We start from the raw sequence: 15708 nt of genomic DNA on the forward strand, positions 1-15708 counted from the left end.
ATGCTCCTATCTCAGTAAATCCATCATTAGGATCTGCAAAAATTGCATGCCGATAATTAGGACTAAAATAGATAAGTCCAGTCCACCTAGCGGTGGGATAACCTTACGAATAGGTCTTAGCATCGGCTCTGTTAATTGCTCGAACACGGCGGCAACTGGATTGTAGCCTTGCGCTACCCAACTTAAGATGGCGCGAATAATAAGGATCCAGAACACCAAACTAAATGCTTCTTTTACTACCGTAATAGCGCCACCAATCAGCGCGCCTAAAGCGTCAAAGTAACCACCGAATAACGCCATCAGCGTCGCCATTTTGGCAAAACCAATAATGAATGCCAGCACCAAAGAGGCAAGATCTAAACCGCCCACACCCGGAATGATTTTTCTCAGTGGGTTCACGGCAAAAGAGGTTGCTTTAACAACCGCTTGGCTTAGCGGGTTATAAAAGTCCGCTTTGACAAGCTGCAACCAGAATCGTAGTAATACGACCATTAAAAATAGATCAAATACGATCCCGACTAAAAATTGCATGGCATTCATTGGTCACCTTTAGATTTCTTTTTCCATTGCTTCAGCGCGCGCGATACATGCATCCATCGCGTCCGCTACGGTTTTTGGTAATTGCTGTGCTTTTAAATGCTCAACGGCTGCGTGGGTTGTGCCACCTTTAGAGGTGACGTTAGCGCGTAGCTGAGCAATGCTAATATCTGGTTGCGATAATGCCATTTCAGCCGCGCCTAGTGCAGTTTGCTGCACAAGCTTTCTGGCTTCCTCAGGACTAAAACCTAGGGCTTTAGCTTTTTCTTCAATGGCTTCCATAAATAAGAAGAAATACGCTGGAGACGAACCCGTTACCGCAATAACGTCGTTGATTTTCGACTCTTCATCAAGCCACAGGGCAATACCTGTGGATGAAAATACTTGCTCAACATAGTCTTTTTCTTCATCGCTGATGTCGACGCCATACAGGCCTGACACACCGCGTCCGAGCAGTGATGGCGTGTTAGGCATACAGCGCACCATTTTTACAGGTTGGCCGAGCATTTCTCTCAGTCGTGCAACGGTAATTCCAGCGGCGACAGAGATAAACAGTTTATTGCTAATATCAATATCTGCATCTTGAAAGGTCTGACACAGCTCGGCCATCATCTGTGGTTTTACAGACAAGACAATGACGTCAGCCGCGGCGACTGCTTCTAGATTATCTTGTGTTGTTCTTACCGATAATTGCTCTGCGACTTTGGCAAGTTTCTCTGCATTGCGGTTGGTGGCAATAATAGACTGCGCGTCAAAGCCACTTTTGATCATACCACCGATAATGGCATAGCTCATATTTCCCGTTCCAATAAATGCAATTGTCTTGTTTGACATTGTGTTATTCACCTCACTGTCGTTTGCCAAAAATATCAGTACCAATGCGAACCATAGTGGAGCCTGCTGCAATCGCAGTGTCTAAATCGCCACTCATTCCCATCGATAAGGTATCTAGCTGTTGATATTGGTCCTTTAGTCTATCAAAGCAAGCGCGCATTTGCTGGAAATATTGTAATTGCTTTTGTTTATCATCGGTTTGCTCTGTAATAGTCATCAAGCCACGAAGCTCCAATTGACGACAGTCATTAATAAACTGCGCCAGCGTATCAATCTCATCGGGATGACAACCTGATTTGTTGTCATCACCGCTAATATTGACCTGCAACAGCACCTTGAGTGGCTTTAAGTTTGTTGGTCTTTGTTCATTTAGCCTGCGTGCGATTTTCTCTCTATCCACGCTTTGTACCCAATGGAAGTTTTCGGCGACTAATCTTGATTTATTGGACTGGATTGGACCAATAAAGTGCCATTCAAGCGCTTTGTTTTGTTTAAAATAGGTAACTTTATCAATCGCTTCTTGTACGTAAGATTCACCGAATTGGGTTTGACCTGCCGCAATCGCAGCCTCAATATCGGCGATAGGTTTGGTTTTAGAAACCGCGAGTAATTGTACTGTTTCGCTGAATTGACAGTTTTGCTTGGCTTTTTCTATCCTGCCGTAGGCGTTATCTAAGCGTTCTGCTATTGTAACCATATAGTACTAGTGCTCATTGTGGAGTTATAAATGGATATTACAGAATTATTGGCTTTTAGTGTTCAACACAAAGCATCTGACCTACACCTTTCTTCGGGTGTTTCCCCTATGATCCGTGTTGACGGGGACGTACGTCGGGTGAATATCCCGCCGTTAGAAGCAAAAGACGTCAGCAGCCTCATCTACGATATTATGAATGATAATCAACGTCGTGACTATGAGCAAAACCTTGAGGTAGATTTCTCGTTCGAAGTGCCAAATCTGGCGCGTTTTCGTGTTAACGCCTTTAATTCAAATCGTGGTCCTGCTGCGGTGTTCCGTACCATTCCAAATCAAGTGCTGAGCTTAGATGATTTGGGGGCACCAGACATTTTTACCAAAATTTCCGACAACCCACGTGGCTTAGTATTGGTAACCGGCCCGACAGGCTCTGGTAAGTCAACCACGCTGGCTGCGATGGTGGATTATATTAATAACAACAAACATCACCATATTCTAACCATCGAAGACCCGATTGAATTTGTTCACGACAACAAGCAAAGCCTTATTAACCAACGTGAAGTACATAGAGATACGCACAGCTTTAACGCGGCGCTGAGAAGTGCACTCCGTGAAGACCCAGACGTTATTTTAGTTGGTGAATTACGTGATCTTGAGACCATTCGTTTAGCGCTAACTGCCGCGGAAACAGGTCACTTAGTATTTGGTACTTTGCATACTACCTCAGCACCTAAAACCATCGACCGTATTGTGGATGTGTTCCCAGGTGAAGAAAAAGACATGGTGCGTTCTATGCTGTCAGAGTCGCTACAAGCGGTGATTTCACAAACACTGGTGAAAAAAGTTGGCGGCGGGCGCATAGCAGCGCATGAAATCATGCTCGGGATCCCTGCTATTCGTAACCTTATTCGTGAAGACAAGATTGCACAGATGTATTCGGCAATTCAAACCGGTGCAATGCACGGTATGCAAACCATGGATCAATGCCTTACAAATTTATTAAACCGTGGTTTGATCACACAGCAAGATGCGCGTGCAAAAGCGCATGACAAAAATCAGTTTAATAGCGGCTATTAAGTAGTGGTGTAGCGATGAATATAGAACCATTTTTGCAAACGATGGCCAATCAGCAAGCATCCGACTTGTTCGTTTCGGCAGGGCTTGCGGTGAGCGCCAAAATCGATGGCGAACTTAGAGCGTTAAGTGAAGAAAGCTTAGATGCCGAGCAGTCACTGAATCTTGTTACCTCGATTATGAGCGACAAGCAAAAGCAAGAATTCTTTAACACTAAAGAGTGTAACTTTGCGATTGCCAATGATATCGGGCGTTTTCGTGTTTCTGCATTTTGGCAACGAGATTGTGCGGGTATGGTTATTCGCCGTATCGTTACCGCGATTCCCGATGTCAATGAGCTAGGTTTGCCGTCGGTATTGACCGATGTGATCATGTCCAAACGTGGCTTGGTGTTATTTGTAGGTGGTACGGGCACGGGTAAGTCAACCTCGCTTGCTGCACTGCTCGGTTATCGCAATCGTAACCAACGTGGCCATATTTTGACCATTGAAGATCCCATCGAATTTGTGCATCAACACCAAAAAAGCATCATTACTCAGCGTGAAGTGGGCATTGATACTGACAGTTTTGAATCTGCCTTAAAAAGTTCATTACGCCAAGCGCCAGATGTTATTTTAATTGGTGAAATTCGCTCGCAAGAAACCATGGAGTATGCACTGAGCTTTGCTGAAACGGGGCATTTATGCGTTGCAACCTTACACGCCAATAATGCTAACCAAGCCATCGACCGTATCATGCACTTAGTCCCCAAAGAAAAGCACGATAAACTGAAGTACGATTTGGCGCTGAACTTGCGCGCTATTGTGGCGCAACAACTAGTGCCTTCTTCAAAAGGCGAAGGTCGAGAGGCGGCCATTGAAGTGTTACTGAACTCCCCACTCGTTGCCGAGCTTATTAAAAAAGGCGATATTGGCTCGATTAAAGAGGCAATGGCAAAATCGAAAGACATGGGCATGCAAACCTTTGATCAAGCGTTGTTTGAGCTTTATAAGCAGCAGCGGATCAACTATGCCGACGCACTACATCATGCTGACTCGCCAAACGATCTGCGCTTGATGATCAAGCTGCAAAATAATGAACAAAAAGGTGCGGGCTTCCTACAAGGGGTTACGGTAGATGGGTTGGATTCGAAGAACTAAACGCAGCTACCTATTCGCTTTTGTGCTGAGCTTTGCTGGAGTACTTAATGCCAGCGAAGCACTTAATGTTTTTATTAGAGATGATGTCCTCGCTGATTATCAACGTTTTGTTGGTGAACGCGACGTCACAAAAATTACCGATTTTAGTGGCCAGTATTTACGCCGTGATGTTGTCGATATGGTGATAGCACAGCAAGCCTTGCAAAAAGGTGGCTTCGACAAAGCATTTATTTTTACGCCAGGCTTTGTCAGTTTTCGTGAATCCAATTTGCTTGAAAAAGGGGAACAACTACTTCACTTTGATAGTTATTGGAAAGCAGACCTTGAAAATAAAGGTCGGCTGCTTTTTATCAGTGAGCCGGTTATTCAAAAAGGTCAGTATTTTGCTGGTATTTATCACGGGATAGATAATCAAAAAGTAAAGCAGCTACAAGCGGAGCAAGGGCTCACCCAGCTAACTTCGGTATCGAACCCTAAGTGGCAGACCGATTGGCAGACCTTGGAGTCACTTCCGCTTAAACAGCTTCATGCTGAACCAGATTGGATGTCACAAGCGCGTATGGTGAGCAAAGGTTGGGTCGACTTCATGTTGATGCCGCTTATGCCGAAGCTAGATAATCGCTTTGTTTTGGAAGATGTTGAGCTCATTGCTAATGAGCATCTAGTCGTGCTGTTAAACGACAGCAGACATTTTGCGGTGTCTCGGCTTCACCCTGAAGGTGAACGAGCGTTTGCTGCATTACAAAAAGGCCTTGCAATACTACGTGAGCAAGGCCGGATCACTAGCGCGTATCAGCAAGCAGGGTTAATACCTGATTTGAATAAGTACCAAGTCGTAAACCCTGCACAGGAGCTTCGCTAGTCATTTATACGCCTACTCGCGGCTAGAGTTGCTTTGCTAGCTGTACAAAAACGGCGATTTCACCATAGTGTTTAGAGGAATAAGAGTTGCCTTACTGCTGGTGATTGAAAGCGTTGAGAGTCCGTTAAATATGATGGACTTTTACAGTTAGCCGTACCTTTAATATCAGTACTGAATTTTTGATATTAAAGGTCGGCGCTAGATTGATATTTTTAGTGTGTTATCGCTACACCGACTACGCCGTGTATAAATATCAATTCACTTGGTGGAAAATAAAGCTCAACAGGCCCAAGAGTTAGTCAGGCTATTCCCACATTGCTTCAAAGTAGCTTTCGAGAATAATACAAGCGGACATGCCGTCTACCTTACCTTTTGCGAGGTTCTTATAGCCACCTTGTTCAAATAAGCGTGCTCTGGCGTCAGCTGTCGTCAAGCGCTCATCTTGTGTTTCTACCGGCAACCGGAAGTGGTTATGCAGGCGGTTGGCAAACTTTTTTGCCCTGAATGTTAAATCTTGATTGGTACCATCCATATTCAGCGGTAGACCGACCACTAATAAATCAGGTTGCCATTCGTTAATAAATACGGCGATGTCATCCCAATTTGGAATACCATCATTTGCCTTTACAGCACCTAAACTTGATGCGGTTGCAGTGATTTCTTGGCCGATAGCCAAGCCGATACTTTTAGTGCCAAAGTCAAACCCGATGACGCTACGTTTACCTTTAGGCACTTTCTCTTTTTTGTTTTCCATGAATACTTCGTTTATTAACCTAAGCTCAAAATGACAGGCTAGTTACGCATGACCCGCTTGCGAGCTTAATTGTGCAACGTCGATACCAAGCATTTGTACTGCTTTTTCCCAACGCTTTTCGGGTGGCGTATTAAATATGATTTCGGGGTCTGCCTCGACGACTAACCAAGTGTTTTCTTTCAGTTCTTTCTCTAGTTGACCACTTACCCATCCAGCATAGCCCAAGGTGATGATAAAACCTTCGGGAGAGTGTGATGACGTTAAAGAGGCTAAAACATCTTTTGATGTGGTGATCATAATTTCGGAGCTAAGCTCTTGGCTTGAGGCGTAACCAAACTTTGGCGTATGTAGTACAAAACCTCTGTCGGTGTGAACAGGCCCACCGGCGTAGATATTTACCTTAGCCGCTTGGCTAGATTTGTCGTTATCGATATCAATTTGATCAAGCAATTCGCCCACGGTGATATCGATAGGGTGGTTTACCACCAACCCCATCGCACCATCTTCGCTGTGTTCACAAAGATAGGTTACCGTATGATTGAAAAAAGGGTCGTCCATGCTGGGCATTGCCACTAAAAAGTGATTAGCGAGTGATTTCATAACCAGACCCCCTTAATGGTTAGTTTTTAGTATGGTCGAGTTTTCGCTCGATCGCATCATAAAACTTATCCATAATTGAAATGTCATATGCCGCTTCAATTTCTTTCACGCAAGTTGGTGCGGTGACATTGATTTCGGTAAGCTTATCGCCAATGATGTCTAAGCCAACGAATATCAGGCCCTTTGCCTTTAACGTTGGGGCAATGGCTTCGGCAATTTTCCGGTCCGATTCGCTAATAGGTCTTGCTTCACCACGGCCACCTGCCGCGAGATTACCACGAGTTTCACCGCCCTGTGGAATGCGAGCCAAGCAGTATGGCATCACTTCACCATCTACCACTAACACGCGCTTATCACCGTCTTTAATGGCTGGGATATAGTTTTGCGCCATCGCATAGCGAGAACCATGTTCGGTAAGCGTTTCGCAGATCACGCCAATATTTGCATCATCTTGTTTCACTCTAAAAATAGACGCGCCGCCCATCCCATCTAAAGGCTTGAGAATGATATCGCCATGTTTAGCTAAAAACTCGCGAATTTGTGATTGATTACGCGTAACTAAAGTATCTGGAGTATGTTCACTAAACCACGCAGTAAAGAGCTTTTCATTGGCGTCGCGGAGGCTTTGTGGTTTATTTACTACAAGCGATCCCGCAAGTTCAGCGCGCTCAAGAATATAAGTGGCGTAAATATATTCAGTGTCAAAAGGCGGATCTTTACGCATTAAAATAACGTCAAGGTCGCCTAAGTCGATTTCTTGTTTCTCAGCTAGTTCATACCAATGGGAAGTATCGTCAAATACCTGCGCTTTTGCTGCGGTCGCTTTGGCAACGCCTTGGTACAAGAAAAGATCATTCATTTCCATGTAATACAATTCATAGCCGCGCTGCTGTGCCGCCAGCATCATGGCAAACCCGGTGTCTTTTTTAATGTTAAAGCCACTGATAGGATCGGAAATGATCCCTAATTTAATTGTCATAGACGCTCCCATTGCGCTTGCTGAGTTTACCCATGATATGGGGGTTGCTCTGTGTATTTAAAGTGCTAAATCGCCAAATTGCAGCTGTAGTGCGCTCAGTACCGTTAGCGCTGCGGTTTCTGTACGTAGTACACGTGGGCCTAAACGGACATCCACAAACCGCTGTTGAGCGGTGGCGTCTAGCTCTTCATCGGTAAAGCCGCCTTCAGGCCCCACTAAAAAGCGGATCCCAGACTGGGTATATGGCAGTGTTTTTATTGAATGTTCGGCGCGAGGATGTAGTGTGATTTTTAACTCGTCGCTTTGCTGTGCAAGCCACTCAGACAACTCCATCGGCGGGTGAATAACAGTGATGGTATTACGTCCAGATTGCTCGGCCGCGGCAATTGCTATCTTTTGCCATTGCTGGTGTTTTTTTGCTAGACGCTCACCACTTAATTTAACGCCGCAGCGTGTGGTAAACAAAGGGGTGATTTCGCTCACGCCCAGCTCTACCGACTTTTGAATTGTGAAGTCCATTTTATCACCGCGAGAAATCCCTTGCCCAAGATGTATGGCTAGTGGAGATTCTACATTTTTGTCTTCAAATGATTCAGGTACAGCAACAACTTTCTTTTTCCCAACTTCACTTAATTGACATAGGTACTCGCCGCCTTGTCCGTTGAACAGGCTGACTTTATCTTTGGTTGTCATTCTAAGCACTCGGCCTATATGTCCTGCGGCGTCATCATCCAAAGTAACTGGCACACCAATGGCCAAAGGCGAGTCTTGATAAATATGTGGAATACGCATAATTCGATTATTCAGTTGCTGTTTTGTGGCAATGGTAAGCGCTCGCGCACGGTTAGTCTACATCATCCTGCCACTTTAGCTTTACCGCAAAGTAACCCTGTGAGCTTGGCAAGCATCAAGTCAGGGTCGGGGAGGCCAGCGGTATCCGGATGACAAGATAAGTGATTGATTAATGCTTGTGAGTGCAGTTTAGTGATCTGAAAACCTTGTGGGGATTGTTCGATTAAAAACCGGTGAGGGTGAAGAGAATCAAAAATAAAGCGCTGCTCTTCGGTGGCTAAATGATAGTCCAGAGAATAGAGCAACACGGCATGAATGTTATGGTGACGATGCAAATAGCTGGCAAGTTCAGAAACGCTAATTTCATTGTCAAAGTCACAATAACAGTAGTCTTTTATTTGCTCTTTAAACATCATCTTGAGCATTTGTTTGGTGTTGTCACCTGCGATAATAATATTACTGGCTTGGCTAGAGCGCACGTTTTGCAAATGCTCGACGAGTTCTTGGCTAAAATCCCAATTGCTATCTACCAGTAAAAATCCATCACTTAAAGCATTCATGCAGTATTGCGTTACACCGAAAACAAGTTAATAAGTAAATAGCCTATGGAACAGAAAACCGCAAACTCCAGACATGCGATGCCAACGTTATCTTGGTGGTCTACTTCTAACCCAATATTGACCTTAGGTAAGGATAAATGCAGTAATACGTAGCTACCAATGTAAAGAAAAAGCCACATTACACCGCAATGCATGACAACCGAAAACAAGTTTTCTACCACTTTTGCTCCATGGTAGGGAGCGCTGTGTAGTCCCGCATACATGGCTAAAGAGAGGCCGATGGATTTGCCCGCATAACGAATACCAATCGAAGTGTTTCTGAGATTAAAATTTTGTTGTAAAGAAGCACCTTGGTTAAACCTGGCAAAGCGACTTTCTCTGATTTTACTATCTAGTGTATAAAGCAGCTGTAATAGCATAAAGCCAAGGGCTACGACTAATAGATCGCTCCAGCCTTTCGGGTGCACCCAATGATATAAACCAAGCACCAAAATGGTGTTACCGAGTAACATGCCGGAGTCCACCATCGCGGCGCAGATATTTTGCTTTAAAATCGCTTCTTCTTCGTCAAACTGATACAAAATCCATTTGCGATGGATCCATTGGCCAAAGTATACAAAGGCAATGATCAACCCAATATGTAAGGCCACTTGCAGAGGGTGTGCCTGCGCTCTCACCACACCTAAATCATTGAATAAGTATGCAACACAAACACACAGCATCGTCACTTGACTGGCATAGCTGATCCCAAGTGCAAAGTTGTCACGTTGTGCGAGCTCGTCATCTAGGAGATTGTTGGCGCTACGCTGGATCATTAAGCGCAGCAAAATAGTTAAACCGCAGACAATGACAAAGCAAATCAAAATCGCTAAAAAGTTGATATTGTTTAAAGACAAATAACTCATACTCGGTGTAAGGTTGTGTTTTAGATAGAGTTACTATAACACTGCTCACAAAGAGAGCCAGCCTACCGTGGAGTTTTTTATGTCGGAATTGTTTGTTCAAGCAGCGCTGAATACGCTTGCTCAAGAGCGTTACCAAATGATTTATGGTGATGCGCCGATGGAGCCCAAACTGGCACGGTTACTGGCGTTGAGTGATTTTGCCGAGCGTACGCTTGCACGATTTCCTGAGTGGGGAGCTTGGTTGCTCGATGATGCGCAGATGCAAATGCGCGACTGTCCTGATGTGTTTGACTTCTCCGCGCCATTGGTTGAAGAGAAACAAGCTTGGCAGCAGCTGCGTCACTATCGCTTAAAGTATTGGCTTAAAGTGATGTGGCTGGATTTGGTTGCAGGCAATGAGATTGATGACAGCATCAGCTATGTTTCGCAGTTGTCCGATACTTTGATTTCAAATGCTTATCAATGGGCGTACTTAAGCGTAGAAGCGCAATCAGGCTCACCAAAAGATGTGGCTGGTAACTCGATACCCATGACGGTATTAGGCATGGGGAAGCTTGGCGGTAAGGAGCTGAATTTTTCCTCTGATATCGATTTGATCTTTGCCTATCCAAGAAGTGTCGACACATCCGGTGGCCGGCGTAGCATTGAGGCGCAAGTATTTTACACTCGAGTGGCACAAAAACTTATTTCAGCGCTTAATCAAGTTACCATTGATGGCCAAGTATTCAGAGTTGATATGCGTTTAAGACCATTTGGGGATAGTGGTCCTTTGGTAATGAGCTATGCCGCGATGGAAGATTATTATCAAGATCAAGGTCGAGAATGGGAGCGCTATGCGATGTTAAAGGCGCGGCCAATTGGTGAACCGTCGCTGTATTGGCAAGAGTTTTACGACTTAATCCGGCCGTTCGTCTATCGCCGTTATATCGACTTTTCTGTGATAGATTCACTGCGAAAGATGAAAAACATGATTGCCCAAGAGGTGAGACGCAAAGGCTTAACGAATAACATAAAGCTGGGCGCTGGTGGCATTCGAGAAGTAGAGTTTATTGTGCAGGCTTTGCAACTGATACGCGGCGGTCGCGAAACGCCATTACAAACCCCTTCATTGTTACAGGCGTTAGAAGAGCTTGAAACGCTTGAGATTGTCCCTATTGAGGTCAAAAACCGTCTGCATGAGAACTATTTAGTGCTGCGTAAAGTTGAGCAATATCTACAAGCATTTGACGACAAACAAACGCAAACTTTACCCGACAACAACTTAGACTGTCTGCGCCTGAGCCACTTATTGCAATGTAACGATTACGCTGAAGTCGAGCAAATGCTAAAGGTTGTGACGCAGCATATCCGGGCTGAGTTTAGTCAAGTCATTGGTGAACCGCCTGAAGATGAGTTAGATGAAGACGACAGCGCGGTTTATGCATGGCAAACGGGAGAAATCGCTCAGCTAGGTCAGTGCCGAGCTGCGCCATGCTTTGAGACTTGGCAAACTGACTTGATGGAGTTTAAACAAGGACTAAGTAAAAAGCAGGCGGGCACTCGTGGTCGCGATATTCTCGATAAGTTAATGCCTGCCTTGCTACGAGAGCTCAGTAAACAAAACATGGAGCCGGCACTTGCTCGCGTGCTCAGTGTGATCAATAAAGTGGCTTCTCGTACAGCATATTTGGAATTACTGTATGAAAATCACGGTGCGTTGACTCAACTTATCAAGCTTTGTTGTCATAGCGCGTGGATTGCTGAGCATATTGCGAAGTATCCGATCCTCCTTGATGAGCTTATCGACCCACAAACTCTCTATAAACCTTTGCCATTAACGGCCTATAAAAATGAGATCCAACAAGCATTTTTGCGTATAGATGAGCAAGATGTTGAGCTACAGATGGAAGCACTGCGACAATTTAAACAAACGCATCAGCTAAAAGTCGCGGCTGCAGACGCCACTGGCGTGTTGGATATTATGAAGGTGAGCGATCATCTAACTGCGCTTGCTGAGGCGATTATCGCAAAAGCCGTCGATATTGCTTGGGGGCACATGGTCGCGCGTTTTGGCGCGCCTGAAGGTGCAACAATAGAAGAAAAAGGCTTTGCTGTAATAGCGTATGGCAAGGCGGGGGATATGAGCTCGGTTACAACTCAGATCTAGACTTAGTGTTTGTGCATAATCGTGACGGCGAAAGCCAAACTCAAGGTGATAAGCCTATCTCTTCAAGACAGTTTTATATGAAGCTGGCACAGCGTTTAATGCATTTGTTCAATACCAAAACGCTCTCTGGCATGCTTTACGAATTAGATACTCGACTTCGCCCTGAAGGAAACTCGGGCTTACTCGCTATCAATCTAGAAAGTTTTTACCAATACCAGTTAGAGCAAGCTTGGACGTGGGAGCATCAGGCGCTAGTGAGAGCTCGTATGGTGTTGGGTGAGCCGAAAATGGCCGCACGATTTGATGAAATACGCCATGCAATACTAATGCAGCAGCGAGACGTGCCTAAATTAGCGGAAGATGTTCGCAATATGCGTGAAAAAATGCGAGCCCACCTTAACCAAGATAGTGACAGTCACTTTGACTTAAAGCAGGGAATTGGCGGCATGACGGATATTGAATTTATCAGTCAGTACATTGTGTTGCGATATAGCAGTCAGTATCCAGCACTTTGTACTTATCCAGATAATATACGTATTTTAGAGCAAGCGGGTGAAGTTGGAGTGATTGATGGGGATGAAATGAAGCACTTAATCTCTGCATATTGTTTGTTTAGAGATCAATACCATTTTAATAGCTTAAACCAATTAGGTAGGGTTGTTGGGCGTGAAGCATTTGATCAACACGCACAACAAGTCACTCAAGTTTGGCAGCGGGTACTTGCTTAACCCGCTAGCTTACGGCAGTTTTCACGTACGTAAACGGGAGGGTTTTCGGTGATAACCGCAGCACGCTCTCGCGGACAGAAAAATGTATAGACTTGAAACTCAAAGTCGTCATTTATCGCCGTTCCAACCTGATAGAGTGCAGAAACAAAGTCGGTATCAAGACGGAAGTTGTATTTAACCACATAATCACGCTCTAGATACCAAAACAGTTCCACACCTTCTTCTTTGGCTTGCTTGGTAAGCACATCTTTTAAGGTATCGCCAGTATCAAAGCGTCTTGGTTGTTTTTCACCTGTCCATTTAGGGTTAGATGGCTTAACAGCAAGCGCTCTTTGCGCGAGTGCGTCATCAAGAGGATAGGTGGGCTTGCCAAGTGTGATAACGTACTTTTCACGATCAGTATCACGATTGCTCATGCTATTTCTAAAGCTTTCGTAAAATTGCGACAGGCCTTGCGCTGCAACATTGGTGGTTTCCCTAAAGTTCATGTCTTTAGAGGCACCAAAAAGAAAATAGTAGGCAGCCCAAATGAGTAACACACCTAGTGATAGGTGTTTAGTCCAAAACCAGATTGACGATAATTTATTTTTTTTCTTCTTAGCCATTTCAAACTACTCCAAGACTCTAGGCCCTAATAAAACGAAGGTGCCTTTTCATCAGGTCGCGTTTTAAAGCGACGATGCACCCACATATATTGATCCGGCGCACAATTGATTGCTTGCTCCATTCTCTCGTTGACGCGAGTAACATCTGCAAGATCATTGCCACTTGGGAATGATTCTAAAATAGGTTGTATGTCTAAATGATACATCCCTTTTGCATCTCTCGTACAGTGTAAGCTTAAAGTCTCAGCCTTTTTGCTAGCAGAAAATAATAAAGTACCAGTTGTTGTTGCAGCATCAGGAACCGCAAAGAAAGGTGCGAACTCACAGCGCTTGCGGCCATAATCTTGATCAGGCAGGTAATAACAAACGCGTTTGCTCGAGAGCGTTTTCAATAACCCTTTAACGTCTCGCTTGGTGACTAAATACTCATTTGAGCGCAGTCTCCCACGGGTCATAAAAAACTCCATAAGTGGATTATTGTGTGGGCGATAAAAGCCAACACCTTGCACTTTAGTGCCTAGTACTCGGCTTGCCATCTCAAGATGCAACATATGGGGAACCAGCATAAGTACCCCTTTTTCTTGCTTTTGCACGGCTTCAATATGCTCTAGCCCTTTAATCGAGCCCACCACCTGATTGATGCGCCACTCTGGCCACCACCATGCCATCCCCGTTTCAAGTGTTGCTATGCCGGTATTTTCCATATTTTTTAGTAGCATAGCCTTATGTTCTGCTTCACTTAGGTGTGGAAAGCAAAGTTTCAAATTGACATCAGCAATATGACGGCGACGTTTCATATATTTATGGACTAGACGTCCAAGGCCTCTACCCAGTGCAAATTGAACACCTTGCGGGAGCCATGAGATTAAATACAGGGCGAAAACACCAAGCCAAGTCAGCCAAAATTTAGGTGCTAAGAATGACCATTTGAAAGGTGAGTGAGTAACCAAAGTAATATACCTAAGACTTAATTGAAGCGGCTAGTTTATCTATATTGCTGTAAAAATACAAAAAGCCAGCATAGCTGGCCTTTTCAGAGGTGATAATCGAAGTACTTAGCCTTCAATTAAACCTTGGTTGATTGCTTCAAGATCGGTACGAGACAGTGTACCTGCTGCTTGTTTTAAGCGCAGCGACGAAAGTACATAGCGATAACGAATATCAGCTAAGTTACGTTTCGCATTATACAGGTTTTGCGTGCTCACGAGTACGTCCACGATGGTACGAGTACCTACATCAAAGCCCGCTTCAGTTGCTTGTAATGCACTTTCTGCTGAAACAACCGCTTGCTCTAGCGCACGGTAAGTTGCAACGTCTGAAACCACTTGGTTATAAGACGTGATCACCGAGCGCGTCATGTTGCGCATTGCCGCTTCCATATCTTCGCTGCTAGCAACAAAGTTTGCGCGAGCTTGATCGGTCGCCGCAACGGTTTGACCACCAGTATAAATTGGTACGTCTAACGTTAAGCCTACCGAAGTTCTGTCGCTACGTGGAGCATGTTGTCTACCTGCACTGTCAGCTAAAGAATCAGAATAAGTAGCGTTTAAGTTTAGTGTTGGGTAGTGTCCAGCTTTAGCTAAATCAATTTGATCTTTTGCGATGTCTACCGCGGATTTAGCGACTTGAAGGTCTAAGTTCTTCGCTTTTGCAATCTCGATAAAATCATTGGTATTTTGCGTAGGCTTAACCGTTGAGAAGGTTTCAGTATTTAGCTTGTCTAGTTTAGCGTGATACTTACCCGTAATTGTACGTAATGTTTCACGTGCTGTTTCAACCGCATTACCTGCTATGATTTCGTCTGCAACTGCACGGTCAAATTGCGCTCTTGCTTCATGCACGTCTGTAATTGCAGTTAAACCTACTTCGTAGCGCTGTTTTGTCTGCTCTAGTTGGCGTTCAATAGCACGCTTCTCGGCTTGTACAAACTCTAGGCTATCTAACGCGCTTAGCACATTAAAGTAACCTTCAGCAATACGGACAATCAAAGTTTGCTTTTGCTGCTCATATTGAGTCGATGCTTGCATTGCACGTTTTTCAGCGATCGATAGCCCCTGCCAAGATGCCATATTAAAAATGGTTTGGTTTAGGGAGATTGAACGCTGAAAGGTGTCAGTGTCAGACTCAAACATGGTATAGCCTGTTGAGTCATTTTGCTGGCTCGATGGACCTTCAGAGTTTACGTCTGTGTAACTCATTTGAAAGCCAAGCTGAGGTAGCAATACGCCTAACGCTTGGTCTTGTGCATATTTTTGCGCATCAGCCTGCGCTTTAGCCTTTAATACGGTAGGATCGTTAGCCGTTGCAATGTCGTATACTTGCAGTAGGTCTTCCGCGTGGGACAGGCTGCTTGAAAGTGCGCACGACAACCCAACAACTAATGATAGTAGAGTTTTTTTCATTTTTCGCTCAGTCCTTAGACAATTTTTATACTGTCAGCATGTTACCCTGTTTTTGCGGCCCAATTAAAGACCAAATGCGTAAAACATCGCCAAC

15 protein-coding genes and 1 pseudogene are annotated in these 15708 nt (G+C 44.6%); 4 read left to right on the plus strand and 12 right to left on the minus strand.

Features of this window, described 5'->3' with window-relative positions:
- Window positions 1–6 precede the first annotated feature (6 nt).
- From GSF04_RS08520 to GSF04_RS08530, 3 genes are read right to left on the minus strand one after another with little or no spacing between them, the layout of a single operon-like run.
- Window positions 7–540 carry a YggT family protein gene (locus GSF04_RS08520; RefSeq protein ID WP_010379021.1) on the minus strand — a complete coding sequence of 178 codons (534 nt, stop codon included), beginning with the start codon at window positions 538–540 and terminating at the stop codon, window positions 7–9.
- 9 nt (window positions 541–549) lie between these two features.
- On the minus strand, window positions 550–1371 hold the full coding sequence (gene proC / locus GSF04_RS08525; protein WP_211859279.1) for a pyrroline-5-carboxylate reductase: 822 nt from the start codon (window positions 1369–1371) through the stop codon (window positions 550–552).
- 13 nt (window positions 1372–1384) lie between these two features.
- Window positions 1385–2068, minus strand: coding sequence for a YggS family pyridoxal phosphate-dependent enzyme (locus tag GSF04_RS08530; RefSeq protein ID WP_211859280.1), 684 nt, complete (start codon window positions 2066–2068; stop codon window positions 1385–1387).
- A 30-nt stretch (window positions 2069–2098) separates the two neighbouring features.
- Between GSF04_RS08530 and GSF04_RS08535 the strand changes: the two genes are divergently transcribed.
- The 3 genes from GSF04_RS08535 to GSF04_RS08545 are packed head-to-tail and all read left to right on the plus strand — an operon-like array spanning window position 2099 to window position 5143.
- Window positions 2099–3145: a type IV pilus twitching motility protein PilT gene (locus GSF04_RS08535; protein ID WP_010379026.1), complete on the plus strand. Its 1047-nt coding sequence runs from the start codon at window positions 2099–2101 to the stop codon at window positions 3143–3145.
- A 14-nt stretch (window positions 3146–3159) separates the two neighbouring features.
- Window positions 3160–4281, plus strand: a complete 1122-nt coding sequence (locus tag GSF04_RS08540; protein WP_010607713.1) for a PilT/PilU family type 4a pilus ATPase — start codon at window positions 3160–3162, stop codon at window positions 4279–4281.
- Window positions 4259–5143, plus strand: coding sequence for a hypothetical protein (locus GSF04_RS08545; RefSeq protein WP_069020917.1), 885 nt, complete (start codon window positions 4259–4261; stop codon window positions 5141–5143). The genes GSF04_RS08540 and GSF04_RS08545 overlap by 23 nt, the downstream gene beginning before the upstream one ends.
- 304 nt (window positions 5144–5447) lie before the next feature.
- Here the strand turns inward: GSF04_RS08545 and ruvX are convergent, their stop codons facing one another.
- The 6 genes from ruvX to GSF04_RS08575 all read right to left on the minus strand — a co-directional run bounded on the left by ruvX (window position 5448) and on the right by GSF04_RS08575 (window position 9733).
- Entirely contained in the window at window positions 5448–5897 is a 450-nt protein-coding gene (ruvX, locus tag GSF04_RS08550) for a Holliday junction resolvase RuvX (RefSeq protein WP_017217006.1), read from the minus strand.
- A 42-nt stretch (window positions 5898–5939) separates the two neighbouring features.
- Window positions 5940–6497, minus strand: coding sequence for a YqgE/AlgH family protein (locus tag GSF04_RS08555; protein ID WP_010379034.1), 558 nt, complete (start codon window positions 6495–6497; stop codon window positions 5940–5942).
- 19 nt (window positions 6498–6516) lie between these two features.
- Window positions 6517–7476 carry a glutathione synthase gene (gene gshB, locus GSF04_RS08560; protein ID WP_010379037.1) on the minus strand — a complete coding sequence of 320 codons (960 nt, stop codon included), beginning with the start codon at window positions 7474–7476 and terminating at the stop codon, window positions 6517–6519.
- 57 nt (window positions 7477–7533) lie between these two features.
- Entirely contained in the window at window positions 7534–8268 is a 735-nt protein-coding gene (rsmE, locus tag GSF04_RS08565) for a 16S rRNA (uracil(1498)-N(3))-methyltransferase (protein WP_010379040.1), read from the minus strand.
- Between the two features lie 62 nt (window positions 8269–8330).
- Window positions 8331–8828: a hypothetical protein gene (locus GSF04_RS08570; protein WP_039494456.1), complete on the minus strand. Its 498-nt coding sequence runs from the start codon at window positions 8826–8828 to the stop codon at window positions 8331–8333.
- An 11-nt stretch (window positions 8829–8839) separates the two neighbouring features.
- Entirely contained in the window at window positions 8840–9733 is an 894-nt protein-coding gene (locus GSF04_RS08575) for a hypothetical protein (RefSeq protein WP_039494457.1), read from the minus strand.
- A 79-nt stretch (window positions 9734–9812) separates the two neighbouring features.
- On the opposite strand from GSF04_RS08575, the pseudogene glnE reads away from it, so the two are divergent.
- Window positions 9813–12607 (plus strand): annotated as a pseudogene (glnE, locus tag GSF04_RS08580) (bifunctional [glutamate--ammonia ligase]-adenylyl-L-tyrosine phosphorylase/[glutamate--ammonia-ligase] adenylyltransferase).
- Here the strand turns inward: glnE and GSF04_RS08585 are convergent.
- The 3 genes from GSF04_RS08585 to tolC form a co-directional block, all read right to left on the minus strand.
- A complete protein-coding gene (locus GSF04_RS08585; RefSeq protein WP_069020920.1) occupies window positions 12604–13212 on the minus strand; it encodes a TcpQ domain-containing protein in 609 nt (202 codons plus the stop codon). The pseudogene glnE and the gene GSF04_RS08585 overlap by 4 nt on opposite strands.
- Window positions 13213–13238: 26 nt before the next feature.
- The gene (lpxL, locus tag GSF04_RS08590) at window positions 13239–14162 is read right to left on the minus strand and encodes an LpxL/LpxP family Kdo(2)-lipid IV(A) lauroyl/palmitoleoyl acyltransferase (RefSeq protein WP_211859281.1); all 924 of its coding nucleotides are present in this window, start codon (window positions 14160–14162) and stop codon (window positions 13239–13241) included.
- A 105-nt stretch (window positions 14163–14267) separates the two neighbouring features.
- Entirely contained in the window at window positions 14268–15614 is a 1347-nt protein-coding gene (tolC, locus tag GSF04_RS08595; RefSeq protein ID WP_017216998.1) for an outer membrane channel protein TolC, read from the minus strand.
- Window positions 15615–15708: the final 94 nt, after the last annotated feature.

The sequence above is a fragment of the Pseudoalteromonas sp. A22 genome (assembly GCF_018141345.1).
In the GTDB taxonomy this organism is placed as follows: domain Bacteria; phylum Pseudomonadota; class Gammaproteobacteria; order Enterobacterales; family Alteromonadaceae; genus Pseudoalteromonas; species Pseudoalteromonas maricaloris.